Source organism: Sulfuricurvum sp. (assembly GCF_049305995.1).
Taxonomy (GTDB): domain Bacteria; phylum Campylobacterota; class Campylobacteria; order Campylobacterales; family Sulfurimonadaceae; genus Sulfuricurvum.
Map to the genome: position 1 here is coordinate 1 of NZ_JBAQPS010000363.1, position 1,778 is coordinate 1,778.

General features: G+C 36.5%; 3 protein-coding genes. All 3 read right to left on the reverse strand.

From position 1 onward, the window contains the following. Positions 1–33 precede the first annotated feature (33 nt). On the reverse strand, positions 34–405 hold the full coding sequence (locus WA010_RS12225) for a PEGA domain-containing protein (protein ID WP_422557395.1): 372 nt from the start codon (positions 403–405) through the stop codon (positions 34–36). A 275-nt stretch (positions 406–680) separates the two neighbouring features. Continuing rightward, a complete protein-coding gene (gene hsrA / locus WA010_RS12230) occupies positions 681–1,352 on the reverse strand; it encodes a homeostatic response regulator transcription factor HsrA (protein WP_422557396.1) in 672 nt (223 codons plus the stop codon). Between the two features lie 79 nt (positions 1,353–1,431). Beyond that, the coding region (locus WA010_RS12235; protein WP_422557397.1) for a dihydroneopterin aldolase at positions 1,432–1,778 on the reverse strand (347 nt) is incomplete at its 5' end.

Genomic DNA, 1,778 nt, shown 5'->3' on the forward strand with positions numbered 1-1,778 from the left:
ACATAAGCTCAAAAAGGTATTACGCATTTTGAATTACTTTTTTTTCAAGTCAGAAAAATAGTTATTCGGAGAGTAGTTCCAAGCTGCACCTGTAATAAGATCTGTCGTACTTAAATCCCAAAAAATATTCAAGAGAGCTACACCGTTATACTCTGTATTAATGGGCATAGAAACTTTTTCATATCCCTCTTTTTCAAAAGAGATCATTTTTTGTGATTTTGCTTTCGGTAAAGAAATAGTACATGGTGTTGTACATGTTTTAACATTATCGATCATCACCATAGCACCTTCTGGATTGCTATTAAATGTCACATTTTGATTTGAGCCAGAAATAACTGTAGCACTTCCGAAAGCCACACTTGCAAGCATTGCTACTGCTGAGAAACCAAGAAGAATTTTCTTCATATCTTTCCTTATCTAAAATATATTTGCCAAAAGGCTTGTGAAATTATATTTAATAAAAACTAAAACTATCTTATAAGAAACTTATTTTTCTTTTTTTAGCCAAAAAGTCTACACTATATTATTACAAACTTTGACATACACTAGGTATATAGATTTATAGACCTTGTTAAGGATAGAAAGATAAGAAAGGCTAAGAAGTTGATTTACATAAGAGAAAACAAGAGCTAAAAGTCCCTAAAATAGGGACTTTTGTGAAGTGAATTAGTAAAGAAAGTTTATACTTCTTTTGGAAAACAAAAGCGGTATCCACGGCGACGTACTGTCTCGATGGTAGTGATACCGAGCGGTTTATCCATTTTTTGACGGATTTGGTTGATCGCAACCTCGATAACATTTGGTGTAACGAGTTCAGGTTCTTCCCAGATCGCATCAAGCAATTGCTCTTTAGAGACGATTTGATCACGATGACGTGCAAGATGAGTCAATACTTCAAACGGTTTCCCTTTGAGTTCGATCTCTTTTTCTTTATAGATGATTTTTTCCTCTTCAGGATTGATCGTCAAATCATCGATTTCAATGATATTGCTTCCACCGAAACGGAGACGTGCTTCGATACGTGCAACAAGAACATCAAAATCAAACGGTTTACGGATATAATCATCCGCACCAGCACGGAGAGCTTCGATTTCACTTTCGTTGTCATCACGAGCCGACAGAACGACTACAACTGTTTTTGGTGTATTAGTTTTGATATCAGGGATAATATCAACGCTATTTCCATCAGGAAGCATCCAATCCATCAAAATCAGGTCATAGTTACGGATGTCGAGATAGTACTCGCCATCTTTTAGGGTTTCGACGACATCGCTTTGGTAGCCAAACTCTTTAAGCCCTTCTGCAAGGGTTTTGTTGAGGGTTACTTCATCTTCAATGATCAGAATACGCATTCAGATTCCTCATAGTACGGAAATTTTGCCGAAATGATACCATAGTTTTAGAAATTTTTAAACTTTTTTTCAATTTTTTTTAAAAAATGAAATTTTTTTGAACACTAACAGTGCAATTTGGAAGAATATCAGGTTTTCGAATAGTGAGAATCATGGTTTGGATGAGAGAGAAATGCATTTTGAGAAGCGTTCCTAGTGTTTCGAGTGCCGTTTCGATCAGCTCGAAGTGCTCTTTGTTCATGGTATGTTCGATCCGTTGAGCGACTTCGGCATAATTGATAAATTTGCCATTGCTATAAGAATATTCGATAATGCAATCGATTTGTATTCGTTGCGGGTTGGTGCGCTCATGTTCAAGAATCCCGATGATGGTCTCAAAGGTGAGATTCTCGATCAGGATTTTCATGCGACCCGTTTCTCTTCCCC

What these genes read in the sequence shown, in the direction of transcription:
- WA010_RS12225 (WP_422557395.1), bottom strand. Translation starts at nt 405, where the DNA reads ATGAAGAAAATTCTTCTTGGTTTCTCAGCAGTAGCAATGCTTGCAAGT.
- hsrA (WP_422557396.1), bottom strand. Translation starts at nt 1,352, where the DNA reads ATGCGTATTCTGATCATTGAAGATGAAGTAACCCTCAACAAAACCCTT.